The sequence below is a fragment of the Spirosoma utsteinense genome, assembly GCF_014282275.1.
Taxonomy (GTDB): Bacteria; Bacteroidota; Bacteroidia; order Cytophagales; family Spirosomataceae; genus Spirosoma; species Spirosoma utsteinense.
The window spans coordinates 244,131-267,232 of sequence record NZ_VFIA01000003.1 but is presented as its reverse complement, the minus strand read 5'-3'; the positions used below and the strand labels follow the sequence as shown (position 1 = coordinate 267,232).

Genomic DNA, 23,102 nt, shown 5'->3' with positions numbered 1-23,102 from the left:
AGCTGTAAGTTTTAAACTAGTACAGATTGAAAGTAGAGGATCACGTGCTTCTTCAAAAAACTTTCCTGAGCCATCAGGTCGCCGTGGGGAAGGGGTTTCGCCAACGTCCACAGAGGCCATCCATCTTTATCATGGCCATCAAAAATGTAGTAACCACTTTGACTTAGTATTTTACAAACGGCAATATGCATCAGGTCCTGTTTAGCTTCTTTCGAAAAACGAATAGGACCCTTACCCAACTCCTGAACACCAATTAAGAAAAGGACCGCATTAAGGTCGGCAGGGCGCTTACCGACTAGCAGCTGTAACTGAGCCAGTAAGTCTTCCCACGACGCATCTATATTATTTTCATTCATGGTCAGCACAAATTTATTGTTCTCTCTAAATTACAACGATTTACCGTCAATAACATATGGATAGCCGCTTTAGATTTTTTTACTCACTGCTGGCTGATTTCGCCGATCTACTCTTTCCTACACTTTGCCTCGGCTGTACACGGTCATTGAGCGCCAATGAGAAAATCCTGTGTACAACCTGCCGTATAAATTTGCCCGAAACGAAACAGCATTGTGATCCCCTATACTCGTACCACCTCAATAAGTTTGCCGGAAAAGTGCCCATCGCTTTTTCAGCTTCATTCGTTTATTTCACGAAAGGTGGGATTGTCCAAAAGCTAATTCACCAGATTAAATACAAAGGCCAGAAGGAAGCAGCTAAAGAAGTAGCCAGATGGTATGGTTACCAATTGAAAACGGAGCATACCCTTATTGCCGAAGCAGACATGCTGGTTGGTGTACCGCTCCACAAAAGCCGCCTGAACCAGCGCGGTTTCAACCAGGCCGACTGGATTGCCGAAGGGTTATCGGAAGCGCTCGCAATACCCGTACGGAAGGATGTTCTGATTCGTAAGCGATTCCATTCATCGCAAACGAATAAAAACAGGATGGAACGCTGGGAGAATGTAATGACGGTATTCGATGTGCCGGACTATCGTGAAGTGGCCGGCAAAAGCATCATCTTAGTCGATGATGTATTAACGACAGGCGCGACTCTGGAGGCCTGTGCCGCCGAACTGCTAAAAGCGGGGTGTCGTTCGGTAGGGGTATTAACATTAGCGGCCACCCATCGCTGAGTGGCCGCTAGTATGTCTATTTGCAGCTGGCTTATTTGTTCCGGCCTACACCAATCATGGCACAGCGGAAACCAACCATAGCTGTTGCTGAATCCTGGTCAAGATAACGGCGCGTTCCTGGCGATAACCAGTAAGCTACGTCATTCCAGGAGCCACCTTTGTAAACCCGGAGCTTATCATCAATAAGCGAGTTCTTGTTTTTCGAATCGTAGTTTTTAGATTCGTCACCGTACCCATTCCGGCGAATCGGGTTCAGGTCGTTAACGTCTTGATAAGACAAGGGACGATAAACGTCATAGACCCATTCGTTTACGTTGCCGGCCATATTGTACAAGCCGAAATCGTTGGCAGGATACGCGTAAATTTCATTGGTAATAATGGCTCCGTCGTTAGACCGACCGGCAATACCCGCGTAGTCACCCCGACCCCGCTTAAAGTTGGCGAGCATCTGTCCTTGTTTGCGGCCTTTCTTTGGGTTACGTACCGATGAGCCATCCCAGGGATAAATCCGCTGGTTGATCTGGTTCTCATCCATATACTGAGTGCCAATAAGGGCCTTGGCTGCATATTCCCATTCTGCTTCTGTAGGCAGACGATAGTCGGGAAGGATCATCCCACTCTCTAGGCTAGGCTTGGCAGGTGCAGCTGAAGCAGTAGTAGCGCCGGCTGTTTCTGTTTCAGCGCCAGCTTCGGCCAGGGCTGGATCAGCTGCTTTTTTAGATTTCCGTTTGAGTGAGAATCCACCCCCGCTTCCTTTCTTTTTGGTGCTTGTCCCCCCTTTTGCCAGTTCAGCATTTACGGCATTGGAACGCCAAATAGCGTAATCGCTGGCCTGTACCCACGATACGCCAACTACCGGGTAATAGCGGAATGCAGGGTAACGTAGGTATTGGGTTACGTAGGAATCGTTGAAAGACATGTCCTTCGCCCAAACCGTCGTATCGGGTAAAGCTGCTTTTACTACTTCCTCAGATGAGTCACGCGTGATAGCGTTCAAGTATTCGAGGTAGTGGACGTTAGCCATTTCGGTTTCGTCCATATAAAACGATTGAATCGAAACGGTACGCTCACGGTTGTCGCGGGTGTTCATAACGTCTTCTTCCAGAGCGCCCATCGTAAAGCGGCCACCTTCAATAAAGACAAGGTTTGGACCCGCTTTCTGACCGGCAAACTTTTTCACCTGAAAGCCGTCCTTCTCATTATAAGCGATACCTGTCGCCGTACTTTTCTTACCCGGCTTTACGCTGGTCGGGTGCTTGGATTTGCTGCAAGCGGTCAGCGCAATCGTTGCCAGGAGCACATAAGCCGCTCGTTGCAGGTGATACTTCTGAATCATTGCTGTATTTGGTGTAAAACGTAGGTGCAAAAATCGTTATTAATTCGTCAATTCAGCCATGATCTCCTCCAATCGTTCGACCGAAAAAACATCAGTATGGGTGAAAACAGGCCGGTTTTTCGATTCCCGTAACGAGCACATCGACGGATTCCGTTTGATGTAGTCAATTACCTTGCCAAATTGGTCAGACGTAAAGAAAGCGTTTACGCGGTTATCGTTCCCGTTAGAAACGAAGTAGCCCTTCAGGATATTATTTTTAAGCGTCAGTTTTTCAAGGTATAACCGTTCAGCTTTCCACCGCACGTTTACCATTTCGATCAAATTTTCAACTTCTTCCGGCAATGGGCCGAATCGGTCCTGTACTTCCTGCCGGAACGCAGCCAGCTCTTCGGGAGTAGCCAGGCTGTCCAGGCGCGTATATAAAGCTAACCGCTCAGAGATGTTTGAAACGTAGCGTTCTGGAATGACAACCTGCAGGTCTGTCTCGATCACGGTATCAGGTAGAGACAATTTCAGATCGCCGGGCTTGGTTTCGAAAAGGTCTTTAAACTCGCTTTCCCGTAGCTCCTGCACCGCTTCGTCCAGTACTTTATGGTACATCTCGAAACCCAGGTCGTTCACAAAACCGCTTTGCTCAGTACCCAGCAAATTGCCGGCACCCCGTATATCGAGGTCGCGCATAGCAATCTTGAATCCTTCGCCCAGGTCTGAGAAGTCTTCCAGGGTCTGAAGTCGCTTTCGGGCATCGGCCGTCAGTACCGAGGGCGGTGGTGTCAGCAGATAACAGAACGCTTTCCGATTCGACCGCCCCACCCTACCGCGCATCTGATGGAGATCGGATAATCCAAAGTAGTGGGCATTATTGATCAGAATGGTATTCGCATTTGAAATGTCCAGCCCCGACTCGATGATGTTTGTTGAAACCAGCACATCGTATTCCCCTTCGATAAACCGCGTCATCATGCGTTCGAGTTTGTCGCCCTCCATCTGACCGTGGGCTACGCCTATACGGGCTTCGGGTACAAGCCGCATGATGAGATTGCCAATCGATTCAATGTCGTTCACGCGGTTGTGAACAAAAAAGACCTGACCACCCCGCCGGATCTCATAGCTCACCGCATCCCGGATGGTTGCTTCGTTGAAAGGGTGTACCTCTGTTGTGACGGGCTGGCGGTTGGGAGGGGGCGTAGCAATGACCGATAAGTCCCGGGCACCCATAAGCGAGAAATGAAGGGTACGCGGAATAGGGGTCGCCGTTAACGTCAATACATCTACTTCAACCCGCATTTCTTTGAGCCGGTCTTTGGTTTTCACACCAAACTTTTGCTCTTCGTCGATCACCAGTAGACCCAGGTCTTTAAACTTAATGTCTTTGTTGACGATCCGATGCGTTCCAATCAAAATCCCGATTTCGCCCGAGGCTACCCCCTTCAGTATCTCCTTAGTCTGGGCAGGTGATCGAAACCGGTTGATATAGGCAATCTTAACCGGGAAGTCGGCCATGCGCTCAGAGAAGGTTTTGAAGTGCTGCATGGCCAGGATGGTCGTTGGCACCAGCACGGCTACCTGTTTATTATCGGTAACGGCCTTGAATGCCGCCCGGATGGCAATCTCTGTTTTACCGAACCCAACATCGCCACATACCAGACGATCCATCGGGTGAGGCTGTTCCATGTCATCCTTAACGTCGTTCGTCGCCTTGGCCTGATCGGGGGTGTCCTCGTAGAGGAAAGACGATTCGAGCTCGGCCTGTAAGAAACTATCGCGGCTATACGCAAAGCCGGGTGCCGTTCGACGCTTCGCATACAATGCAATCAACTCGCGGGCAATGTCTTTGACCTGTTTCCGGATTCGGGATTTTTTCATCTCCCACTCCTGCGAGCCAAGCTTACTCATCGTTGGTGGACCCCCCTCCCGGCCGCTGTACTTAGCGATCTTGTGCAGACTGTGAATACTTACCAGCAGGATGTCGTTATCGCGGTAGATCAACCGTATGGCCTCCTGTTCGTTCCCGGCATTATCGACACGCTCCAGCCCGGCAAACCGGCCAATACCATGGTCAACATGGGTTACGTAATCACCGGGTTGCAGCGTTTTCAGTTCACGAAGTGTCAGGGCTTTTGATTTAGAAAATTTGTCCTGAACCCGGTACTTGTAATACCGGTCGAAGATCTGGTGATCGGTAAAGCAGGCAATCTTCAGGGCATCGTCCAAAAAGCCTTCCCGCAGGCCGATGTTCATGGGCTGGAAGGTTACGAAAGGATCAAGTTCCTCAAAGATTGTTCGAAGGCGGTCCAGCTGTTTGAATGATTCGGCAGCTATGATATTCGTATAGCCTTTAGACTGATTTTCCCCAAGCGTGTCGACCAGCCGTTTAAAATCTTTGTTAAACGAAGGCTGAGGTTTGGATTGATATTGCTGCCTGCCTTCGGTTTTGAAGTAAAACTTGCGTCCGAACTCCACCGTCCTGAAACCTTTTAATTGGTTCAGGAAGGTTCGGCGCGTTTCGAACAGGTCATTAGGGTCGAGCACAATTTGAATGCCGCCACTGCCCGATACAACAGTTTCAAAACTCTGTTCAGCCTTCTCGTAACATTTCTCAATAATTTCGAGCGTGAACTCAACGTCTTTTGCCCAGATCGTGGTGGCATCAGGCAGAAAAGTGAGAAACGGCTCACGGCTCTCCTCAATCAGTTTGGTTTGAATATTCGGGATGATGTTGATGAAATCGACCGAGTCAGTAGAGAGTTGCGACTCCGGATTGAATTTGCGGATGCTCTCGACTTCATCGCCAAACAGATCGATTCGAAAAGGATATTCGCTGGCAAAAGAGAATACGTCGATGATGCCACCCCGGACAGAAAACTGACCGGCTTCATAAACAAAGTCAGTCTTTTCAAATTCGTAGTTTTGAAGCAGTTCCGCAACAAAACTGGTATCCAGCTTCTCTCCTACCCGGATGGTAAGCGTATTTGCCTGAAGTGATCGTTTGTTGATTACTTTCTCGAAAAGCGCTTCAGGATAGGTCACCATCAGCAGCCCGTCTTTGGGCGCGGGGTTCAGCTTGTTCAGCACTTCGGCCCGCATCAGTACATTGGCATTCTCAATCTCCTCGTATTGATAAGGCTTCTTGTACGACATAGGAAACAGCAATACTTCGCGACTCAACAGGTGTTGCAGGTCGTTGAAAAAGTAAGCGGCTTCATCACGATCGGTTAGGATGTACAAGTGATTTCCACCAACGGACTTGAAAATAGCTGATGCAAGAACGGCATCCAGGCTACCGGCCAGACCTTTGATTTGCAACCGTTGGGGTTCGCTGGAGGGCTTCCGGTTAAAGGGCTCGGCCAGTAATTTTATGAAAGCATCGTCGGTATAAAGACCGAGTAATTCGTCAGGTTTCAAGCGCAGGCGAGGTTGTATGAGCAAACACGAAAAGCCGCTGGAAGGACATTCCGGCGGCACATTATCGTAACAGTAAGTTTTTAAAATTTGTTGCTTGAAAAGGCTGGCTTTAGACGAAGCGGCCAAATTTATTCCAGGCCATTTATCGACTGCCTGCCAGGCGCTCAGTCCAGCTCACCCAGCATCTCGAAATCGATGTTTTCGCTTTCGAGCATTTTACGAATCCGGGGACTGTCTTCAAATACAATGACAATATCTTTCTTGTCCAATCCTTCGTCATCGACCCATTTCCAGTCCTCGGCTGTCGCGTCCAGGATGTTCAGCACGTTGCCCACTTTGGCCGGGTCGCGCTCTTTGCTGATGAGCTCGTGTGTGTTCGTGAAATACAAAACGATGCGTTCATCTTCCAGCCATTGAAGATCGTTTAAGGCTTCGTTGAGGGTTTCCAGGGTAAAGCCAAAGTCGGGAATCTCCAGGATGTCGGCCATCACTTCGTAGAACTGACGGAGTGTTGTTGCTTTCTGCCCGTCGATATGGGCAATGAAATAGTCAGCGTAGCGGGCCTCAAGTTCGCGTTCTGACTGACAGATCAGAATGTTTGGTGTCATGAGATTATTGAAAGTTTTGTAGCAAAATACAACTAAACCAATGTTTTCACGTGAAACTGATAATCAGGCAATTATAATCGTATGTAACCAGTTAAACCCTGGTTACTTATGCGTTTTTAGAAAATCAGGCCCGCAAAAGTACAATTTAAGGGCGAACAAAAAACCCTCTATATCAGAGGGTTTTTTGTTTGTTCAGTTAAGTGAGAAAAGTGGAATTCGAGCCGCTACCATATTGTGAAACATCAACTCGGTAATCATCGGCGTCATGTACTTGATTAGCGGAAACTCGGCAACCGACTTCATTACGTCGGTCTCAGAATCAGCTTTAAAAATGCACCAGAGTTTCTGGCGGTCGACCGAAAGCGAGTACGAAAGTAGAAAACCTTTTTCCATCAGTTCCTCCACTTTAAGCCGCTGGGCTGGAATCCGGTTTGCGAATCCCTCATCCATTACGTCTGGAAGGTCAAATTCAACCATGTACTGGCTCATACGTTTTGTTGTTAAGTGAACGCCGGGTGCCTACGAACCAGTCAGGACAAGCGTTCGTCAGCTATCAGCAAATTAACAATCTTTAGCTCATCTTCGTTAATCGAGTGCGGAAAATTCGGGTAGAGCTTTGCCATTACGCTGGCCCCCATCCGGTTAAAAACTTGCTCAGATTCCAGAACTCGCTCTTTTGGAACGTGCGAATCCCGGTCACTGCATCCTAAAAAAATGGGTGTACTGCTGAACGAACCATCGTAGTTACGGTCGGTTTCGGGTGGACCGATCAAACCACCACTCAGGCCAAAAACACCACCATATTCCAGCGCGTTTCGGGCCACAAACTCAAGGGCCAGGCAGGCCCCTTGCGAAAACCCGAACCAGTAGATTTGTGTGGGTTTGAAATTGTAATCGGCCTGTAGTCGTCCCCGCAAACTGGCCAGCACGTTCAGTGCCGATGATAGGTGAGGTTCGTTATCCTCCATCGGTTTCAGGAAGGAATAAGGATACCAGGAATTGCCCGCTGCCTCAGGTGCAACGAATGCGAAGTTATCGCCTTCGATGTATTTCGACAGGGATAGAATGTCGGCCGCTGATCCGCCCCGGCCATGAACCATCACCATAACGCGGGTTGCTTCAGTTAATGGTTTCCCCGCAGTGAGAAAGTTGTTGGGATTGTGAATCATGAGTGGTAAGAGTTTAATATATAGCGAAGCCAAGACCCGACCGGGTAAACGAGCGCGCTCCGATTACCTGACTGAGCCTTGGCTTTGGTGCTTATTTATCGATTTTATTTTAGCACGATCTCGGGTAACTCCGCTTCTATTTTAGCCCGGCGCGACTCGTATTGCGGAGGTAATTTTAACGCCGTTCCCAGTTCGGCCGGATCCTCATCGACCGTAAAACCGGGTGGGTTCGTTGCGATCTCGAATAGAATTCCGCCGGGTTCTCTGAAATAGATGCTGTGAAAATACTGCCGGTCGAGCACCGGTGTCGGATGAAAACCAGCTTCCGTAAGCTGCGCCTGAATGGTTACCTGGGTAGCATCCGAGTCGGTCGAAAAGGCGACATGGTGTACTGATCCGGCCCCCTGCAAGGACCGCACATCGTTCGGCGAATGTAAAACATCTACGTAGTTTCCAGAACCGCCGACACCTGCTTTAAAACGGAACCGACCTTCCTCCTCTCCTACCAGCGTATGCTGCATGGTTTCGGTAAGGAGTTTGACCGTCCGGTCAGGATTTGATTCATTCAGAGTAACCGTGTGAAATCCGCGAACAGCATACTCCAACGGAATACGACCGTTATCCCAACCCGGCCGTTGATCCTCGTCGTTGAAGACCAGTTCGACACCAGCGCCGTCATAATCTTCAAAACGCAGATACGTTTCGGAGAAGCGTTTGTAAGGACCAGCATAGGCAATGTTTTGCTGATGCAGCCGATCGATCCAGAAACTCATCGCGGCCGTTGGTACCGAAAAAGCCGTATAGGTCAACTGGCCAACACCCTTGCGGCCGCGGGGTAAGCTACCGTATGGGAAGAACGTCAGTATCGTACCGGGCGAACCTGCTTCGTTTCCATAGTATAAGTGGTACACGTCCGGAGCATCGAAATTGACCGTTTTCTTAATGAGCCGAAGTCCTAACAGGCCGGTGTAATAATCAACATTGCGTTGGGTATCTCCCGCCAAGGTTGTGACGTGGTGTAACCCGTTGATAAGCGTTTCCATAAGTTTACTAAGCAGTTAATGGGTGAAAGTGTTCGATACGTGTAGGTGTATTTAATGTACATACACTTAATTAGTATAAATGGTTCAACAAAAAAGCCCGACGTGTGAAGGTCGGGCTTTGGTACCGCGGACTTCAGTCCGTTGTAACTCACTGCGAACTGAAGTTCGCGGTACGTTTATTCCATCAGGAACGGATAGTCCTGCTGCATGTAAACATCTTTGAAAGCTTCTTCAGCCGGTGGGTAGGGCGACTCTTCCGCAAACTTGACGGCTTCATCGACAATACCTTTAATTTTCTGGTCGATGGCCGTCAGATCTTCTTCAGTGGCGATGTTCTGCTCCAGAATCCGCGACTTGATCATTTCAATTGGGTCACGCTGCTTGTATTGCTCTACTTCGTCTTTAGAGCGATACTTCTGGGGGTCTGACATCGAGTGGCCCCGGTACCGATACGTACGGAACTCCAGGAAAGTAGGACCATCACCGGCCCGGGCACGATCGGCAGCACGGCCAACGGCTTCATGAACGGCTTCAACGTCCATAGCGTCGACTGGTTCGGCGGGCATGTCGTAAGACTCGCCCAGGGTGTACAACTCCGTCACGTTCGAAGTCCGGGCTACCGATGTTCCCATAGCGTAACCGTTGTTCTCAACAACAAAGATGACCGGCAGTTTCCACAGCATGGCCATGTTGAAAGCCTCATGCAGGGCACCCTGCCGAACAGCTCCATCCCCCATGAAACAGATGCATAGATTGCCCGTCTTATTATATTTCTCAGCGAAGGCGATACCGGCACCCATCGGGATCTGGGCACCCACGATGCCATGGCCACCGACGAAATTTACCGATTTATCGAAGATGTGCATCGAACCACCCTTCCCTTTAGAGGATCCCGTCTGTTTGGCAAACAACTCGGCCATAACCGCCTTTGGGTCGGAGCCCAGTGCAAGCGGGATACCGTGGTCCCGATAGGCCGTGATCCATTTATCATCTTTGGTAAGAGCCGAGTAGGACCCTGACGAGCCCGCTTCCTGCCCGATATACAGGTGACAGAAACCCCGGATCTTTTGCTGACCGTAGAGTTGACCGGCTTTCTCCTCGAATTTCCGCTGCAACTGCATCGACTCATACCAGTACATATAGCGCTCCTTTGGGTGTTGCGCTTTGGCAGCAACGGCCGACTTCGGCGACGGAGCATTACCGTTCTGTTTAGCTTTCTCTTTGACGCTCGCCATGTGATGTAATCAATAAAGTCTGTGGGACGGTCTTTGGGTCGGGCTGACACCGTCAACCTAACAAACCGACCGTATCTTTGTTGCCAATAAGTCGGTGTACGGTACTCGGTTAACGACAGTCGGCCAAATACCGTGACCTGTTATATCTGCCGCGAAATTACGCAATCCCGCGTTAAGCGCCACATCTATGCACCTCGAAAAGCTGAGCCTGACCAATTTTAAGAATTATGAAGATGGACGGTATGTCTTTGGGCGGCAGGTAAACGTAATTGTGGGGCCCAATGGTAGCGGGAAAACCAATCTGCTGGACGCCGTATATTTTTTAGCGCTCAGCAAAAGTGCCTTCCAGAGTCAGGATGCTCTCAGTATTTTACACGATGCCGATTACTTCATCATAGACGGCGTTTTTGAAGAACATGACGATCGCAATGTGCAGATAACCATTAGCTTACAGCGCGGTCAGCGGAAAGTGCTAATGGCGGACAAAAAGCCTTATGAACGCGTTAGCGAACATATTGGCCGGTTCCCGGTCGTGCTGATTGCCCCAAACGATACCGACCTGGTGCGGGAACACAGCGAAGACCGGCGGCATTTCTTCGATGGGGTTCTTTCTCAGCTCGATCCCGAATACCTGCGAAATTATCTGTCCTACCAACAGGTCCTCAAACAGCGGAATAGCTTGCTCAAGCTATTTGCCGATCGAAATCAGGTCGATAATGACCTGCTCGACACCTATGACGAACCGTTATTGGAACTGGGCCAGAAAATTCATGACCGTCGCCGACAGTTTATCGATGAGTACCTGCCTCATTTTCGGGCGCATTACGCTTACCTGAGCGGAGAGCGGGAAGAGGTTACTATCGTTTATGAATCGGAGGTGAGCAACCCGGATTTTGCCGCCGAGTTCAGACACTTCCGTCGACGCGATACCGTCCTGCAACGGACTACAATGGGTATTCATAAGGACGATTATAATTTCCTGATCGCCACTGGTGGAGCACCCGCTGCAGACGGGCAGTCGACTGCTGAGCCGGTGCCCCTGAAAAAATTTGGTTCGCAGGGGCAGCAGAAGACGTTTGTCATTGCGTTGAAGTTAGCCCAGTTCGATCAGCTCGAAGCCCGGAAAGAGGTGAAGCCCATTTTACTGCTCGACGATATTTTCGACAAGTTGGACGATAAGCGAATCGGTAAGCTTATCCAACAAATGGATGAGGGCGCCTTCGGTCAACTATTCATCACCGATGCCCGCCCGGAGCGCACCCGGGAACTACTCAGGCACGTACAGGCCGATGTCCGCTTTTTCGAAATTGGCAACTAGCCACGCGTTAATCAACTACGTCTGGGTAAGCAGGCTGCGGTTTCAGTGGGTGACAAACTACAGTCACACCTACTGGAAACCGCAGCTGGTAGGCAGGCAAGAAACCCAGCCAATGCTAGTCTGGACGCGGTCCTGAGCTGCCCTTCTGGTCACCAAAAAGTAGTTCGTCGGTGTTTTCTGTCGGTTTACTCTAGCTATACAGCCGTTCATCATTTTAAATGAAATCGTGTCCAGGAAACTAAGAACCTTTGTAAAGTTTCCGTGGTTTATCCTACATAAAGTACAAAACTTATAATGAAGGAGCGGATTCTGACGGCGGCTGAACAGTTGTTCTGGAAATATGGTGTTCGGTCGGTAACGATGGAAGACATTGCCCGGAAATTAGGCATTTCCAAGAAGACAATTTATCAGCATTTTACGGATAAAGAGGGAATCTTATACCAGATCATTCAGGGCAAAGTGGAAACAGATGTCTCTCAGATGGATTGTATGGCTGTTGAAACGGCAAATCCAATCGAGGAAATAATGATGGTGATGGAGATGATGCGCAAGAACCAGCACGCGGTAAGTCCAAATCTGATCATGGATATCAAGCGGCACTACCCACACGCCTATGCGCTGTTTCGGACCCACATGGATCAGCATCTAATGAAATCTATTCTTGAAAATATACAAAAAGGGGTTTCGCAGGGCGTATACCGTCCCGACATAAATCCGGCCATATTGGCCCGTATGCGAATCGAGCAAATTGAGCTTGCCTTCAACAATGATTTCTTTCCAACAGACCAATATTCGATGCTCGACACCCAGCGCGAGCTAATTCATCATTTCGTGCGCGGGATGCTCACGGAACAAGGCTTCACCGTTTACAATCTGTATGTTAATCAACACAATCATGAGAATACTATTTACCAGGCGAACGACGCTGATCTGGCTACTCGCACTGCTGAGTAATGCGGGGCTGCTGGCGCAGAATCCACAAGGCTTTACCTTACAAGAAGCTGTCCAGTTTGCTACGAGAGAGAATATCAATGTACAAACCTCTCGTCTGGATGCTACGAGTTCTGAGGCTCGAATACGAGAAGTGAAGTCTAATGCACTACCACAAGTCAGTATCGCTAGCCAGTTAACGTACAACGCAATTATCCAGCGGTTCATCCTACCCGCTGGTGGTTTCGGAGGACCTACATCAACAACGGCCGGTAGCGGTACTCAGCCAGAAAATGCAGGTGTGACGGCTATCCCATTTGGCGTAAATTTTCAAGGAAGCGTCCAGGCGACTGTCAATCAGTTGCTCTATGACGCTTCTTATAAAATTGGTTTGAAAGCCGCATCCACATTGCGGGAGTTGAGTCAAAAGAACGTTGTCGTTTCGAAAACAAATGTAGCTGAGCAAGTAACAAAGGCTTACTACAATGTGCTGGTGAGTGAAGAGCGAATAAAGTTACTCGACTACAACATCAGTCGTATCGACTCACTGTACAAAGAAACGCAGGCGCTCAACAAGCAGGGTTTTGTGGAAAAAATTGATGTGGATCGGCTGGAGGTTCAAGCAAACAACCTGAAGTCCGAACGGCAGAATGTGCAGAACTTAATTGGCTTGAGTTACTACCTGCTCAAATTTCAAATGGGTTTGGGGATTAATGATCCCATGGTTCTGACCGATAAAATACAGGATTTAAGCGTAGATGAGCTGGAAAAAACGGTTGCGTTTGCGTCAGAGATTGACTACACACAGCGTATCGAGTTCTCCGCCCTTCAAAGTCAGATAAGATTAGCTGACCTGGACTATCAGAGCATCGGCAAGCTGTATTTTCCGCGGGTATTAGCGTCGGCAGCTTACGGTCACAACAACGGACGTAACAACCTGATTGATCTGTTCTCCACTCAATGGTTCAACTCGATGGCTATCAACTTACAGGTACAGATACCCGTTTTTGATGGTTTTCAAAAGAAGTATGCTGCTCAGCAGAAAAAGATCGCGCTGGAAAAAGCACGTCTGGGAAGTAATCTGCTAAAAAATTCGATCGATTTGCAGGTTCGACAGTCGCAGATAACGATTCAAAATAGTCTACAAACCTTACGTACCCAAAAGCGTAATCTTGATCTGGCGCAGGAAATTTTGCGGGTCACACGCATAAAATACAAAGAGGGTGTTGGGTCAAACATTGAAGTGCTAAATGCTGAATCATCATCCCGGGAAGCACAGACCAACTATTTTTCATCATTACTCGACTTTATGATTGCCAAGGTTGATCTTGATAAAGCAACGGGTAAACTGTACATCGGACAATAAATTTTTACTGAACAAGACAGATGGAGTAACGAGCAGGCATAGAAGATAGCCATCAACAGCCGCAACGTTCCGTCTCTCACTACGCATCACACAAAAACTATGAAAGCTTACTACGCTATTGCCCTGATGACCAGTCTGCTAATGGCTTGCTCAGCAGAGAAGAAGAACGACCTGCAAAGTAAACGCGAGGAACTGGCCACCCTGAAAGCAGAACAGGTTGAGCTGACGACGAAGATCAAGGCGATCGAAGCCGACGTCACCAAACTGGACCCCAAAAAGACCGAGGAAGCTCGGGTGAAGGACGTGACGGTATCGCCCGTATCGGCGAGTACGTTCCGGCACTTTGTCGAGTTACAGGGTACCATCGATGCGAAGAACAACGTACAGGTGTCGCCCAAGTCAGGCGGTGTCGTTACGGCGGTGTACGTGAAAGAAGGGGACAACGTTCGGGCCGGACAGCCGATTGCGAAGGTTGATGATCAAATCCTGCGGGAGTCGCTGGGCGAGATCAAAACACAGTTATCGCTGGCCAACACTGTTTACGAAAAACAGGCTGCGCTCTGGAATCAGCAGATTGGAACGGAAATCCAGTACCTGCAGGCCAAGAATAACAAGGAATCATTGGAACGCCGACTGTCTACGCTCAATGTGCAGCTGAACCAGTCTACGGTAACGGCTCCCATTTCGGGCGTAGTCGATCAGGTGATCGTAAAGGTTGGGCAGTCGGCCGCGCCGGGTATCGGGCTGGTTCGGATCGTGAATCTGTCGCAGCTGAAAGTGGTGGCTAAAGTGGCCGACTCGTATGCGGGTAGCGTTCGTAAGGGCGACGCGGTGATGATCGAGTTTCCAGACCTGAGCCGGGAAATGAACTCCCGGATTTCGTTCGTCTCCACTACGGTAGACCCGCTAAGCCGTACGTTCACCATCGAGGCCCCTCTCCCATCGGATAATGCGCTGAAGCCAAACATGCTGGCACGCATCAAGATCAACGATGAAACGAAGGCCAACGCCATCACGATCAATCAGAACCTGATCCAGAGCACCGAGAACGGCCAGCTGGTCTATATAGCCGTTACAGAAGGCAATCGGAAAGTAGCAAAGGCGCGGCCGGTGAAAACGGGTCCGTCGTACGGTGGCAAGATTACAATAACAGAAGGCTTGCAGGCAGGTGATCAGATCGTCACCGCCGGGTACCAGGATTTAGTAGACGGGCAACCAATCAGTTTCTAGTCAATCTGTTGGTCAGTCTGTGTATGGCTAAGTGGGTGACGTACCAACGTACCGGCTTCTGCTCCCCGGGCTCATCAACTAACTACTTTTTCTATGAAATTTGAACAATATAAAACCCTCGGCTTTACCAACTGGTGCGTCGAAAACCGGACGGCGATTTACATCTTCACCTTCCTGATTACACTTGGCGGCTTATTCGTCTATAATAATCTGCCCAAAGAGCAGTTCCCGGATATCAAAATCCCGCAGGTGTACATTAACACAGTATATGTGGGCACGGCCCCGGCCGATATTGAAAATACGATCAATAAGCAGATCGAGAAGCAGCTGAAGTCTATTTCGGGCGTCAAGCGCATCAAATCGAATGCCTTGCAGGATGTTTCGGTTATTCTCGTCGAGTTCAACCCCGACGTGCAAACGGCCGAAGCGTTACAGCGCGTTCGGGACGCTATCGACAAAGCAAAGCCTGATCTGCCGCAGAAACTCGATGCCGGCCCAACGGCGCAGGACGTCAACTTCTCGGAGTTTCCGATCATGAACATCAACATGGCGGGTAACTTCTCGCTCAAACAACTGAAGGAGTATGCCGAAGATTTGCAGGATGCTATCGAGAGCATGCCCGAAATCCGGCGTGTCGATATCGTTGGGGCGCTGGAACGCGAAATTCAGATCAACGTCGACCTGGCGAAGATGCAGTCGGCCGGTCTGGCCTTCACTGATATTCAGCAGGCTGTTCAGGGTGAAAACGTAAACGTGTCGGGTGGTGACCTGAACGTCGACGGTGTTCGGCGGACGGTGCGCGTAAAAGGAGAATTTACGGACGTCGTGCAGATTCAAAACCTGCAGATCCGTACCGCAACGGGCGCAACGGTTCGGCTCGGTGATGTGGCTGAGGTGCAGGACAGCTTTGAAGAGCAGCAGGACTTTGCCCGGCTGGACAACAAGTCGGTTGTAACGCTCAACGTGATCAAACGCGCTGGCTCGAACCTGATCTCGGCGGCCGACAACATTGAAAAGACGATTGACGAGTACAAGGAAAGCCGATTCCCGCAGGGACTGGATATTAAAGTGACCGCCGACCAGTCGGAGCGGACCCGCGAGAACGTCAATGACCTGATCAATACAGTTGTGCTGGGTTTCATCTTTGTGGTACTGGTGCTGATGTTTTTCATGGGTGTTCGTGATGCCATTTTTGTGGGGCTATCGGTACCACTGTCGGCGCTGGTCGCTTTTGTGATGATGCCCATCCTGGGGCCAGCCGTGGGTACAGCGTTCACGCTGAACACCATCGTTCTGTTTGCCTTCCTGCTGGGGTTAGGGCTGGTAGTCGATGATGCCATTGTGGTGATCGAGAACTCCCACCGGCTCTTCAATGAAAACAAAGACTGGGATATCAAACAGTCGGTGAAAGCGGCTGCCGGGGAAGTATTTGCGCCGGTATTTTCGGGTACATTAACAACTATTGCGCCTTTCTTTCCGCTGCTGTTCTGGCCGGGTATTGTGGGCGAGTTTATGAAGTTTCTGCCCCTGACGCTCATTCTGACCCTGTTTGCGTCGCTCTTTGTGGCCTACGTCATTAACCCTGTTTTTGCCGTAACGTTTATGAAGCGGCACGAAGACGATCACAGCAAGGATGCAAAGCCTGGATTCGACGAAATCAAACGGGCTGTTATCATTCTGGCCGTTCTGTCGGGTATCGGGTATGTGATCGACCGGGGTATTGGAAACCTGTTCGTATTGTTTCTGATCCTGTATGTCTTCAATCACTACGTGCTGACGCCAAAACTGATCGTTCCCTTTCAGGTTCGGTTGTTGCCAGGCTTGAAAAGTGGCTACCGTCGGCTGATTTCGTGGATACTGACCGGGTATCGGCCGGTATTTGCCGTAGTGGCTGCGTTTGCCCTGCTGATCGTGACGTTCGTGATCGTTGGTATTGCAAAACCTAAGGTGTTATTCTTCCCCAGCGGAGAGCCGGATTACATCTATGTCTATAACGTAATGCCGGTTGGCACCGACGCCCGCGTAACGGACTCGGTAACGAAGGTCATCGAGAAACGCGTATTCAAGGTGCTACAGGAGAATGACGCGACAGACATTGTCAACTCGGTAATCTCTAACGTTGGTAAGAACGCCGGCGATCCAACTAACCCGGACCGGTCGGCAACGCCCCAAAAATCGAAGGTTACGGTAGCATTCAAGGGTAATGAGGAACGCAAAGGAATTTCTACCGATTCGCTGTTGTCTAAAGTTCGCGTGGCCATGAACGGTCTTCCGGGCAGTGAGATCTCTGTAGAACGTGAAAGCAACGGCCCACCAACGGGTAAGCCGATCGCCATCGAAATTGCCGGTGAAGATTTTGGTCAGCTCCAGAATATCGAGAAGCAACTTCGGCAGCGTATCAGCCAGGCCGGTATTCAGGGAATCGACCAGTTGAAGTCGGACCTGATCACGAACAAACCCGAGATTGTTATCAACATCGACCGGGATAAGGCCGAGCGTGAAGGCATCTCATCAGGACAGGTGGCGCTGGCTATCCGGACCGCTTTGTTTGGTACGGAGGTGTCACGATTCCGGGATGCGAAGGACGAATATCCGATCATGGTCCGTCTGAAACCAGACGATCGCAGCCAGATCGACCGCCTGTTGAGCCTCAACGTGGTATATCGTGATATGTCAACGGGTGGCCAGCTTCGGCAGGTGCCCATTACGTCGGTGGCCAATATCAGCTACTCGACGACATTCAGTCAGATCAACCGCAAAAATCAGGAACGCCTTGTTACCTTGAATTCCGACGTAGTTCCGGGTTTCAATGCCAACCAGATCGTAGCCCAGATTCAGCAAGTAGTAAATGATATAGAGGTACCGAATGGCTATACCATCAAAATGGGTGGTGAGCAGGAAGACCAGCAGGAGTCGATGACATTCCTGATCTCCGCTTTTGGCATTGCTATTCTGCTGATCTACCTGATTCTGGCTACCCAGTTCAACTCGGTTGTGAAGCCGCTGATCATCTTCGTTACCATCCTGCTGTCGCTGATCGGGGTGTTCCTGGGCTTCGTCATTACTGGTAAATCATTCTCGGTCATTATGTCGGGCGTGGGGATCATCGCTCTGGCGGGGATTGTGGTGAAGAACGGTATCCTGCTCATTGAATTTATTGAAGAGTTGCGGGGTCGGGGTGTTCCTCTTCGCGAAGCCATCATTGAAGGGGGCGGTATCCGACTGACACCGGTATTACTGACCGCATCGGCTGCGGTGCTTGGTCTGATCCCGCTGGCGTTTGGCCTGACGGTCGATTTCGTTGGTTTGTTCCGCGACTTTGACCCACACGTGGTCGTCGGTGGCGATTCGTCGGTATTCTGGAATATTCTGGCCTGGACCATCATCTACGGTCTGACCTTCTCTACCGTACTGACACTGGTAATCGTGCCTTGTTTGTACTGGATCAACGAGCGGGTTCGGATGAAGTGGTTTGGCAAGAAAGATCCGGCGCTTGAGATGCGCCGGGAGAAACAGCCAGAAGAGGAATTGGTATAAGGGGCACTGTTTTCAATGATTGAGTTTTGAATGAGTGAATGAGTGAATAGGTTTTGCGTCAGCTATTCACTCAATCACTCATTCGCTCATTCACTCAATAAATTTCACCTCGCTCCATTTATCTGGTCGATGGGTATCGTAAACGCCGTGGGGTGTCATGACCATGGCGGGGTGCGGCTCAATCTCCATGCCGGACATAGTCAACTTCTGAAACCGTCCCAGGAACATCCGCCACTGGTCGCCGGGTTGCGGTGGAAGTTGACGGCCGTTGGCTAACCAGCTCAGGCTGGTCCAGGGAATGGCAATTTCAAGGTTCCAGCCCCGGTCGACATCCGTGTGGTCATTCAGTGTACCATCGATATGAACGGCTGTTTCCAAACCCGGCATATCATAGTTTAGAAATGCCCAGCGAAGGCCGCGTGGGTGCGTACCATACCAGAAAGAGGAACTGCTTCGGTCGTCATTTCCCCCGAAGGTCAACGCCTGCGGGTGGTATACATCGAACGGTGGTGCATCGAACCGGCTGCCTTTCTGGTACGCATCTTTCCAGATGAAAAATACTTCATACACTGTGTTCAGGGCATTCACTTCCAGTTCGTAGTAACAGTCGCCCCCATCGATGAACAGCTCCAGGTCATTTTCCAGAAAAATAATGGAATCTCGTTCGGTTAGGGCCGCTTCTACGTAAGGCTCTTCGGCCCGGAAGGCGACGTAAAGGTGGGTGTCGCTCCATAAAATGGCGGCCTCGGTGCCGTAAAGGCCCGGTGCGCCTGTTACCATGTCCACAAACCGATGGCTCCAAGTAGCCTGTTGCCATACCTCTTTGGTCAGGTCGCCGTCGACACTGATGGTACTCGTAATTTTTTGAGCGTGATACGGTTGCATACTAACTGCCATTTTTTGGTGATTCTGGTCGCTATACCGGTCTGGCATGTTGCGTAAATTAAACTTTGTGCGTCGTGTGTTAGTATCCTTAGCAACAGCTCCTGTTAGACCTGCCATTTTTGCCCGTGTTACAAATCTAAATCTGCATCTGTTTTTTATGAACCGCACTGCGTTTTTATTCATCATACCGGCGCTTTTACTATTGATCGACGCGTATGTTTTTCAGGCTATAAAGACCCTCAGCCGGTCGGCCAGCGAAAGTACCCAGCGTATTATTGCCATTGTTTACTGGAGCTTTACGGTGCTGGCGCTGCTACTCTACATTGTGATGCAGTTGTTGCCCCCCGATTCCATAAGCCGCCAAACGCGGACGTTCATGCTGGCGGGCATCGTTATCCCCTATTTCTCCAAATTCTTTGCGGTACTCATTATTCTGATCGATGACATTGGCCGGTTTTTTCGATGGATCGTATCGCTGTTCTATAAACCCGAGCTGCGTGAGGCTGTCGTAGACAATACGACGCCTGTTATGCCTGCTTCGGACCTCATTCCGCGATCTGAGTTTTTGATGAAAGCGGCTCTGGTTGCCAGTGCCGTTCCTTTGGTTGGTTTTTCCTGGGGTATCATTTCAGGGGCACATGATTACCGCGTTCGGCGTATTCGGCTGCCTTTGAAAAATCTGCCCTCCGGTTTCAACGGAATGACTATCGCGCAGATATCCGACATTCACTCCGGCAGCTTTTTCAACAAAACCGCCGTTCGTGGGGGTGTTGAACTACTGATGAAACAAAAGCCGGATGTCGTGTTTTTTACTGGCGATCTGGTTAATAGCCATGCCGAAGAAGTCAATTCCTATATCGATATATTCGATAAGGTGAAAGCGCCACTGGGCGTATACTCGACGCTCGGCAACCACGATTATGGGAAGTACGTACAGTGGCCAAGCGCCCAGGCCGAACGCCAGAACGTGCTCAATGTGGTTGCGGCTCACAAACAGATGGGCTGGAACATCATGATGGATGAGAATAAGATACTGGAACAGAACGGCGACAAAATTGCGCTGATCGGCGTCCAGAATCTTGGCTTCGGGCCGGCAGCGCTACGGGCGGGTAACCTTGCCAAAGCCTACCGAGGCACCGAAGAATACCCCGTTAAATTGCTCCTTTCCCATGATCCCACGCACTGGGATGCCGAAGTTCGGCCTAAATTCCCGGACATCGACGTTCAATTCAGCGGCCACACCCACGGGGCGCAATTTGGCGTTGATATTGGCGGGTTACAGTGGAGTCCGGCGCAGTATTTTTACAAGCAATGGGCAGGCCTGTATGAGAATGGAAGCCAGCGTTTATACGTCAACCGGGGCTACGGATACATTGGGTATCCGGGTCGTGTAGGCATACTGCCGGAGATCACGCTCTTCGAACTAGTGAAAGCGTAGTATTTTTAAAACACGAAGGCGAACAAGAAGTTACGACAGAACGGACTACTGATCTGTTTCACAAACACGGCGTTTACAAATCGTATATGTTATTGCGCTTACATTTATGCTAATCAAGACAACTACCAAACACACATGAAAATCATTTTTATTACCGGTCTTTCCTTCTTTATGTCGCTGTCCTCGTGGCTTTCGCCAAAACCGGTAGACACCAGCATTCCTGTCTGCCACAATGCCGTTGGCAACGACATGTCGGCAATGGCCGCTGATCCAGCCTTTCAGCAACTGCACCTGGCTCCGTTGCCGTTTACCTACAAGGGTGCTGGCGATATGGTCAAGTTTCCAACGGCCGATGGGAAATCGGCAAGCGGGTTTTTGCTAAAATCGAAAAAACCATCGGATAAATGGCTACTGGTCTATCAGGAATGGTGGGGCCTGAACGACAATATCAAGAAAGAAGCGGAAACCTATTATAATGACCTGAAAGACGTGAACGTGCTGGCTGTGGACATGTATGACGGTAAAGTGGCTACCGAACCTGCCGAAGCGGGTAAACTCATGCAGGGCGCCGATCAAAAGCGGCTTGAAGAGATCATGAAAGGGGCTATTGCTTATGCCGGTCCTAAAGCCGAGTTTGCCAGCGTAGGCTGGTGCTTTGGCGGCATGCTGTCGCTGAAGTCGGCCATGCTGGAAGGCAAAAAAGCCAAAGGTTGTGTAATGTACTATGGCCGTCCTGAGCAGGATGTAGAGAAACTGAAATCGCTGGAGACCGACGTGCTGGGCTTCTTCGGATCGCAGGACAAAGGCATCTCGCCTGAGTCGGTGAAAACGTTTGAAGAGAACATGCAGAAAGCGGGTGAGAAAGTAACGGTGAAAATGTATGATGCCGGTCATGGTTTTGCTAACCCGAGCAACCCGGTTTATAACAAGGAAGCCGCAGCCGACGCCTACAAACGGTCACTCAGCTACCTGAAAGATAAACTGAACGCTTAATTTCCTGTCTGTCGGTACCCATCGGGATACGGGCAGCTTCGATCAAAGGTCAGGCATCGCCCACGGCACTAAACAGCCGTGGGCGATGTTATTTAGGACAGGCTTAAACCTTTATTCAGCCGGTTAGTCTAATTACTAAACGGTTGATAATTAAACGAACTTGACGATGAAAACGATAAAACTAATGCCCCTTCTGACGGCTGGTTTGCTGGTCGTGTTGCTCACAAGTTGTGGTCCATCCTACGTTGGAGTTGGTACGGCTCCCAGCTATGGATACGGTTACGGACCGGGTTATTACGGGGCTCGCCCTTATTATAACTACGGCTACCGGCCGGCCTATCGCCGTCCGCCCGTTATCGTGCAGCGCAGAACCTACGTGGCTCCTCGTGCCCGTTACAGAAGTAACCCTTCTTACACGCCTAATGCCCGTTCCGGTCGTTATGACAACGGAGGTTACCGCAGCAATGGCCCTGGAAATGGCCGGTCGCGTGGACCCAGGTAAGCGCGTAGCGAACGGATAGATTAAACCATTAGATGGGTCAACGCCAGCCGCGTTGACCCATCTAATGCTAGAACGGGTTAGTTCGGGATCGCCGGCTCAACGGATCGTGGTGTAGGCCGTGTAGTCCCCGCCGATAATCACCCGTTTGTCTTCTGTCGAATGATTGTAGAGGTACACCCAGCAATCGATTCGTGTAGACTGGAAATCTACCGGGACAATCACCCGAATGTATTCATGAGGCAACGCATACCCAGGCCCTATGCCCTCATATTCGTCCAGAAAGGCCAGGACCACCGACTTATGATGGCCGATGGCGTAAACCGTTCCTACTACACGATTGGGGCTGTCTGGCTGGTAAATAGCGCCGGGGTATGTGCCCAGATTGAATAATGAACCCGGGAAGCTTACTTCGCCTATGTAGCGACTGCGCTGATGCAGGAACCGGGCAGCCTCGTTCGTGAAAGAAGCGCGGAGGGTGCCATATACAAGCAGGTAATCAGGGCCTTGGTCCATCCCGGTAGAAAAAATCCTTGTCATTTCTGTGACTAACTCCGTCAATTTATCGTTACTGATAAAACGGGTTGACGTTATGAAAAAGACAAAAGTAATTTTGATGATTGCCGCATCGCTCTTCGTTGTTGAGTTACCGCTGGAGACGATGGCTGCTGCCAAAATAGAAACCAGCGAAACGACGGCTATTGGCCGTAAGCGCAAAGGGTATAAGGCCAGGCGTGGCGGTCTGTTCAATACCGGTCTTTTTCGCAAGAAAAACCCTTGTGGTTGCCCGAACCATTAAGCTATTGTTAACAAATTGTATTTATATCAGAATCAGGTCCTTACGGGGGCCTTTTTTGTGATTATTACTTGTAAAATTCTGTGTTTCAACGTAAAATTTCGTACCTTTGCGGGCTGAAACACGGCCGTAACAGACTCTGGCTGTTACAATCTGAATCAATCACTTAACAACCAGAGGTT

At 49.9% G+C, this 23,102-nt stretch carries 20 protein-coding genes; 10 read left to right on the top strand and 10 right to left on the bottom strand.

Going from position 1 to position 23,102, the window contains the following annotated elements:
- Positions 1–11: 11 nt before the first annotated feature.
- Positions 12–356, bottom strand: a complete 345-nt coding sequence (locus FH603_RS03590) for a hypothetical protein (protein WP_186736087.1) — start codon at positions 354–356, stop codon at positions 12–14.
- A 191-nt stretch (positions 357–547) separates the two neighbouring features.
- Between FH603_RS03590 and FH603_RS03585 the strand changes: the two genes are divergently transcribed.
- The gene (locus FH603_RS03585; protein ID WP_235985222.1) at positions 548–1,132 is read left to right on the top strand and encodes a ComF family protein; all 585 of its coding nucleotides are present in this window, start codon (positions 548–550) and stop codon (positions 1,130–1,132) included.
- A 31-nt stretch (positions 1,133–1,163) separates the two neighbouring features.
- Here the strand turns inward: FH603_RS03585 and FH603_RS03580 are convergent, their stop codons facing one another.
- From FH603_RS03580 to pdhA, 7 genes are all read right to left on the bottom strand, one after another.
- The gene (locus FH603_RS03580) at positions 1,164–2,468 is read right to left on the bottom strand and encodes an SUMF1/EgtB/PvdO family nonheme iron enzyme (RefSeq protein WP_186736085.1); all 1,305 of its coding nucleotides are present in this window, start codon (positions 2,466–2,468) and stop codon (positions 1,164–1,166) included.
- A gap of 39 nt (positions 2,469–2,507) precedes the next feature.
- Positions 2,508–5,873: a transcription-repair coupling factor gene (gene mfd / locus FH603_RS03575; RefSeq protein ID WP_186736084.1), complete on the bottom strand. Its 3,366-nt coding sequence runs from the start codon at positions 5,871–5,873 to the stop codon at positions 2,508–2,510.
- 164 nt (positions 5,874–6,037) lie between these two features.
- Positions 6,038–6,481 carry a barstar family protein gene (locus tag FH603_RS03570; RefSeq protein WP_186736083.1) on the bottom strand — a complete coding sequence of 148 codons (444 nt, stop codon included), beginning with the start codon at positions 6,479–6,481 and terminating at the stop codon, positions 6,038–6,040.
- A gap of 192 nt (positions 6,482–6,673) precedes the next feature.
- Positions 6,674–6,970, bottom strand: coding sequence for a muconolactone Delta-isomerase family protein (locus tag FH603_RS03565; RefSeq protein ID WP_186736082.1), 297 nt, complete (start codon positions 6,968–6,970; stop codon positions 6,674–6,676).
- 41 nt (positions 6,971–7,011) lie between these two features.
- A complete protein-coding gene (locus FH603_RS03560) occupies positions 7,012–7,650 on the bottom strand; it encodes an alpha/beta hydrolase (RefSeq protein ID WP_186736081.1) in 639 nt (212 codons plus the stop codon).
- Between the two features lie 104 nt (positions 7,651–7,754).
- Positions 7,755–8,693, bottom strand: a complete 939-nt coding sequence (locus FH603_RS03555; protein WP_186736080.1) for a ring-cleaving dioxygenase — start codon at positions 8,691–8,693, stop codon at positions 7,755–7,757.
- 176 nt (positions 8,694–8,869) lie between these two features.
- On the bottom strand, positions 8,870–9,928 hold the full coding sequence (pdhA, locus tag FH603_RS03550; RefSeq protein ID WP_186736079.1) for a pyruvate dehydrogenase (acetyl-transferring) E1 component subunit alpha: 1,059 nt from the start codon (positions 9,926–9,928) through the stop codon (positions 8,870–8,872).
- A 187-nt stretch (positions 9,929–10,115) separates the two neighbouring features.
- On the opposite strand from pdhA, the gene recF reads away from it, so the two are divergent.
- The 5 genes from recF to FH603_RS03525 all read left to right on the top strand — a co-directional run bounded on the left by recF (position 10,116) and on the right by FH603_RS03525 (position 18,309).
- The gene (gene recF, locus FH603_RS03545; RefSeq protein ID WP_186736078.1) at positions 10,116–11,246 is read left to right on the top strand and encodes a DNA replication/repair protein RecF; all 1,131 of its coding nucleotides are present in this window, start codon (positions 10,116–10,118) and stop codon (positions 11,244–11,246) included.
- A gap of 294 nt (positions 11,247–11,540) precedes the next feature.
- The gene (locus FH603_RS03540; protein ID WP_186736077.1) at positions 11,541–12,200 is read left to right on the top strand and encodes a TetR/AcrR family transcriptional regulator; all 660 of its coding nucleotides are present in this window, start codon (positions 11,541–11,543) and stop codon (positions 12,198–12,200) included.
- The gene (locus FH603_RS03535; protein ID WP_186736076.1) at positions 12,142–13,542 is read left to right on the top strand and encodes a TolC family protein; all 1,401 of its coding nucleotides are present in this window, start codon (positions 12,142–12,144) and stop codon (positions 13,540–13,542) included. The genes FH603_RS03540 and FH603_RS03535 overlap by 59 nt, the downstream gene beginning before the upstream one ends.
- A gap of 99 nt (positions 13,543–13,641) precedes the next feature.
- The gene (locus tag FH603_RS03530; RefSeq protein WP_186736075.1) at positions 13,642–14,772 is read left to right on the top strand and encodes an efflux RND transporter periplasmic adaptor subunit; all 1,131 of its coding nucleotides are present in this window, start codon (positions 13,642–13,644) and stop codon (positions 14,770–14,772) included.
- 93 nt (positions 14,773–14,865) lie between these two features.
- The gene (locus FH603_RS03525; protein ID WP_186736074.1) at positions 14,866–18,309 is read left to right on the top strand and encodes an efflux RND transporter permease subunit; all 3,444 of its coding nucleotides are present in this window, start codon (positions 14,866–14,868) and stop codon (positions 18,307–18,309) included.
- A gap of 90 nt (positions 18,310–18,399) precedes the next feature.
- Here the strand turns inward: FH603_RS03525 and FH603_RS03520 are convergent, their stop codons facing one another.
- Entirely contained in the window at positions 18,400–19,194 is a 795-nt protein-coding gene (locus FH603_RS03520) for a carbohydrate-binding family 9-like protein (RefSeq protein WP_186736073.1), read from the bottom strand.
- A 157-nt stretch (positions 19,195–19,351) separates the two neighbouring features.
- Here FH603_RS03520 and FH603_RS03515 point away from each other — a divergent pair, with 157 nt between their 5' ends.
- The 3 genes from FH603_RS03515 to FH603_RS03505 all read left to right on the top strand — a co-directional run bounded on the left by FH603_RS03515 (position 19,352) and on the right by FH603_RS03505 (position 22,127).
- On the top strand, positions 19,352–20,632 hold the full coding sequence (locus tag FH603_RS03515) for a metallophosphoesterase (protein ID WP_186736072.1): 1,281 nt from the start codon (positions 19,352–19,354) through the stop codon (positions 20,630–20,632).
- Positions 20,633–20,767: 135 nt separating this feature from the next.
- Entirely contained in the window at positions 20,768–21,625 is an 858-nt protein-coding gene (locus FH603_RS03510; protein ID WP_186736071.1) for a dienelactone hydrolase family protein, read from the top strand.
- Positions 21,626–21,791: 166 nt separating this feature from the next.
- A complete protein-coding gene (locus FH603_RS03505) occupies positions 21,792–22,127 on the top strand; it encodes a hypothetical protein (protein WP_186736070.1) in 336 nt (111 codons plus the stop codon).
- Positions 22,128–22,223: 96 nt separating this feature from the next.
- On the opposite strand, the gene FH603_RS03500 is transcribed toward FH603_RS03505, so the two are convergent.
- Positions 22,224–22,640 (bottom strand): gamma-glutamylcyclotransferase family protein, encoded by a 417-nt coding sequence (locus tag FH603_RS03500; protein WP_186736069.1) that lies wholly within the window; start codon positions 22,638–22,640, stop codon positions 22,224–22,226.
- A 76-nt stretch (positions 22,641–22,716) separates the two neighbouring features.
- Between FH603_RS03500 and FH603_RS03495 the strand changes: the two genes are divergently transcribed.
- Positions 22,717–22,923 carry a hypothetical protein gene (locus tag FH603_RS03495; protein WP_186736068.1) on the top strand — a complete coding sequence of 69 codons (207 nt, stop codon included), beginning with the start codon at positions 22,717–22,719 and terminating at the stop codon, positions 22,921–22,923.
- Positions 22,924–23,102: the final 179 nt, after the last annotated feature.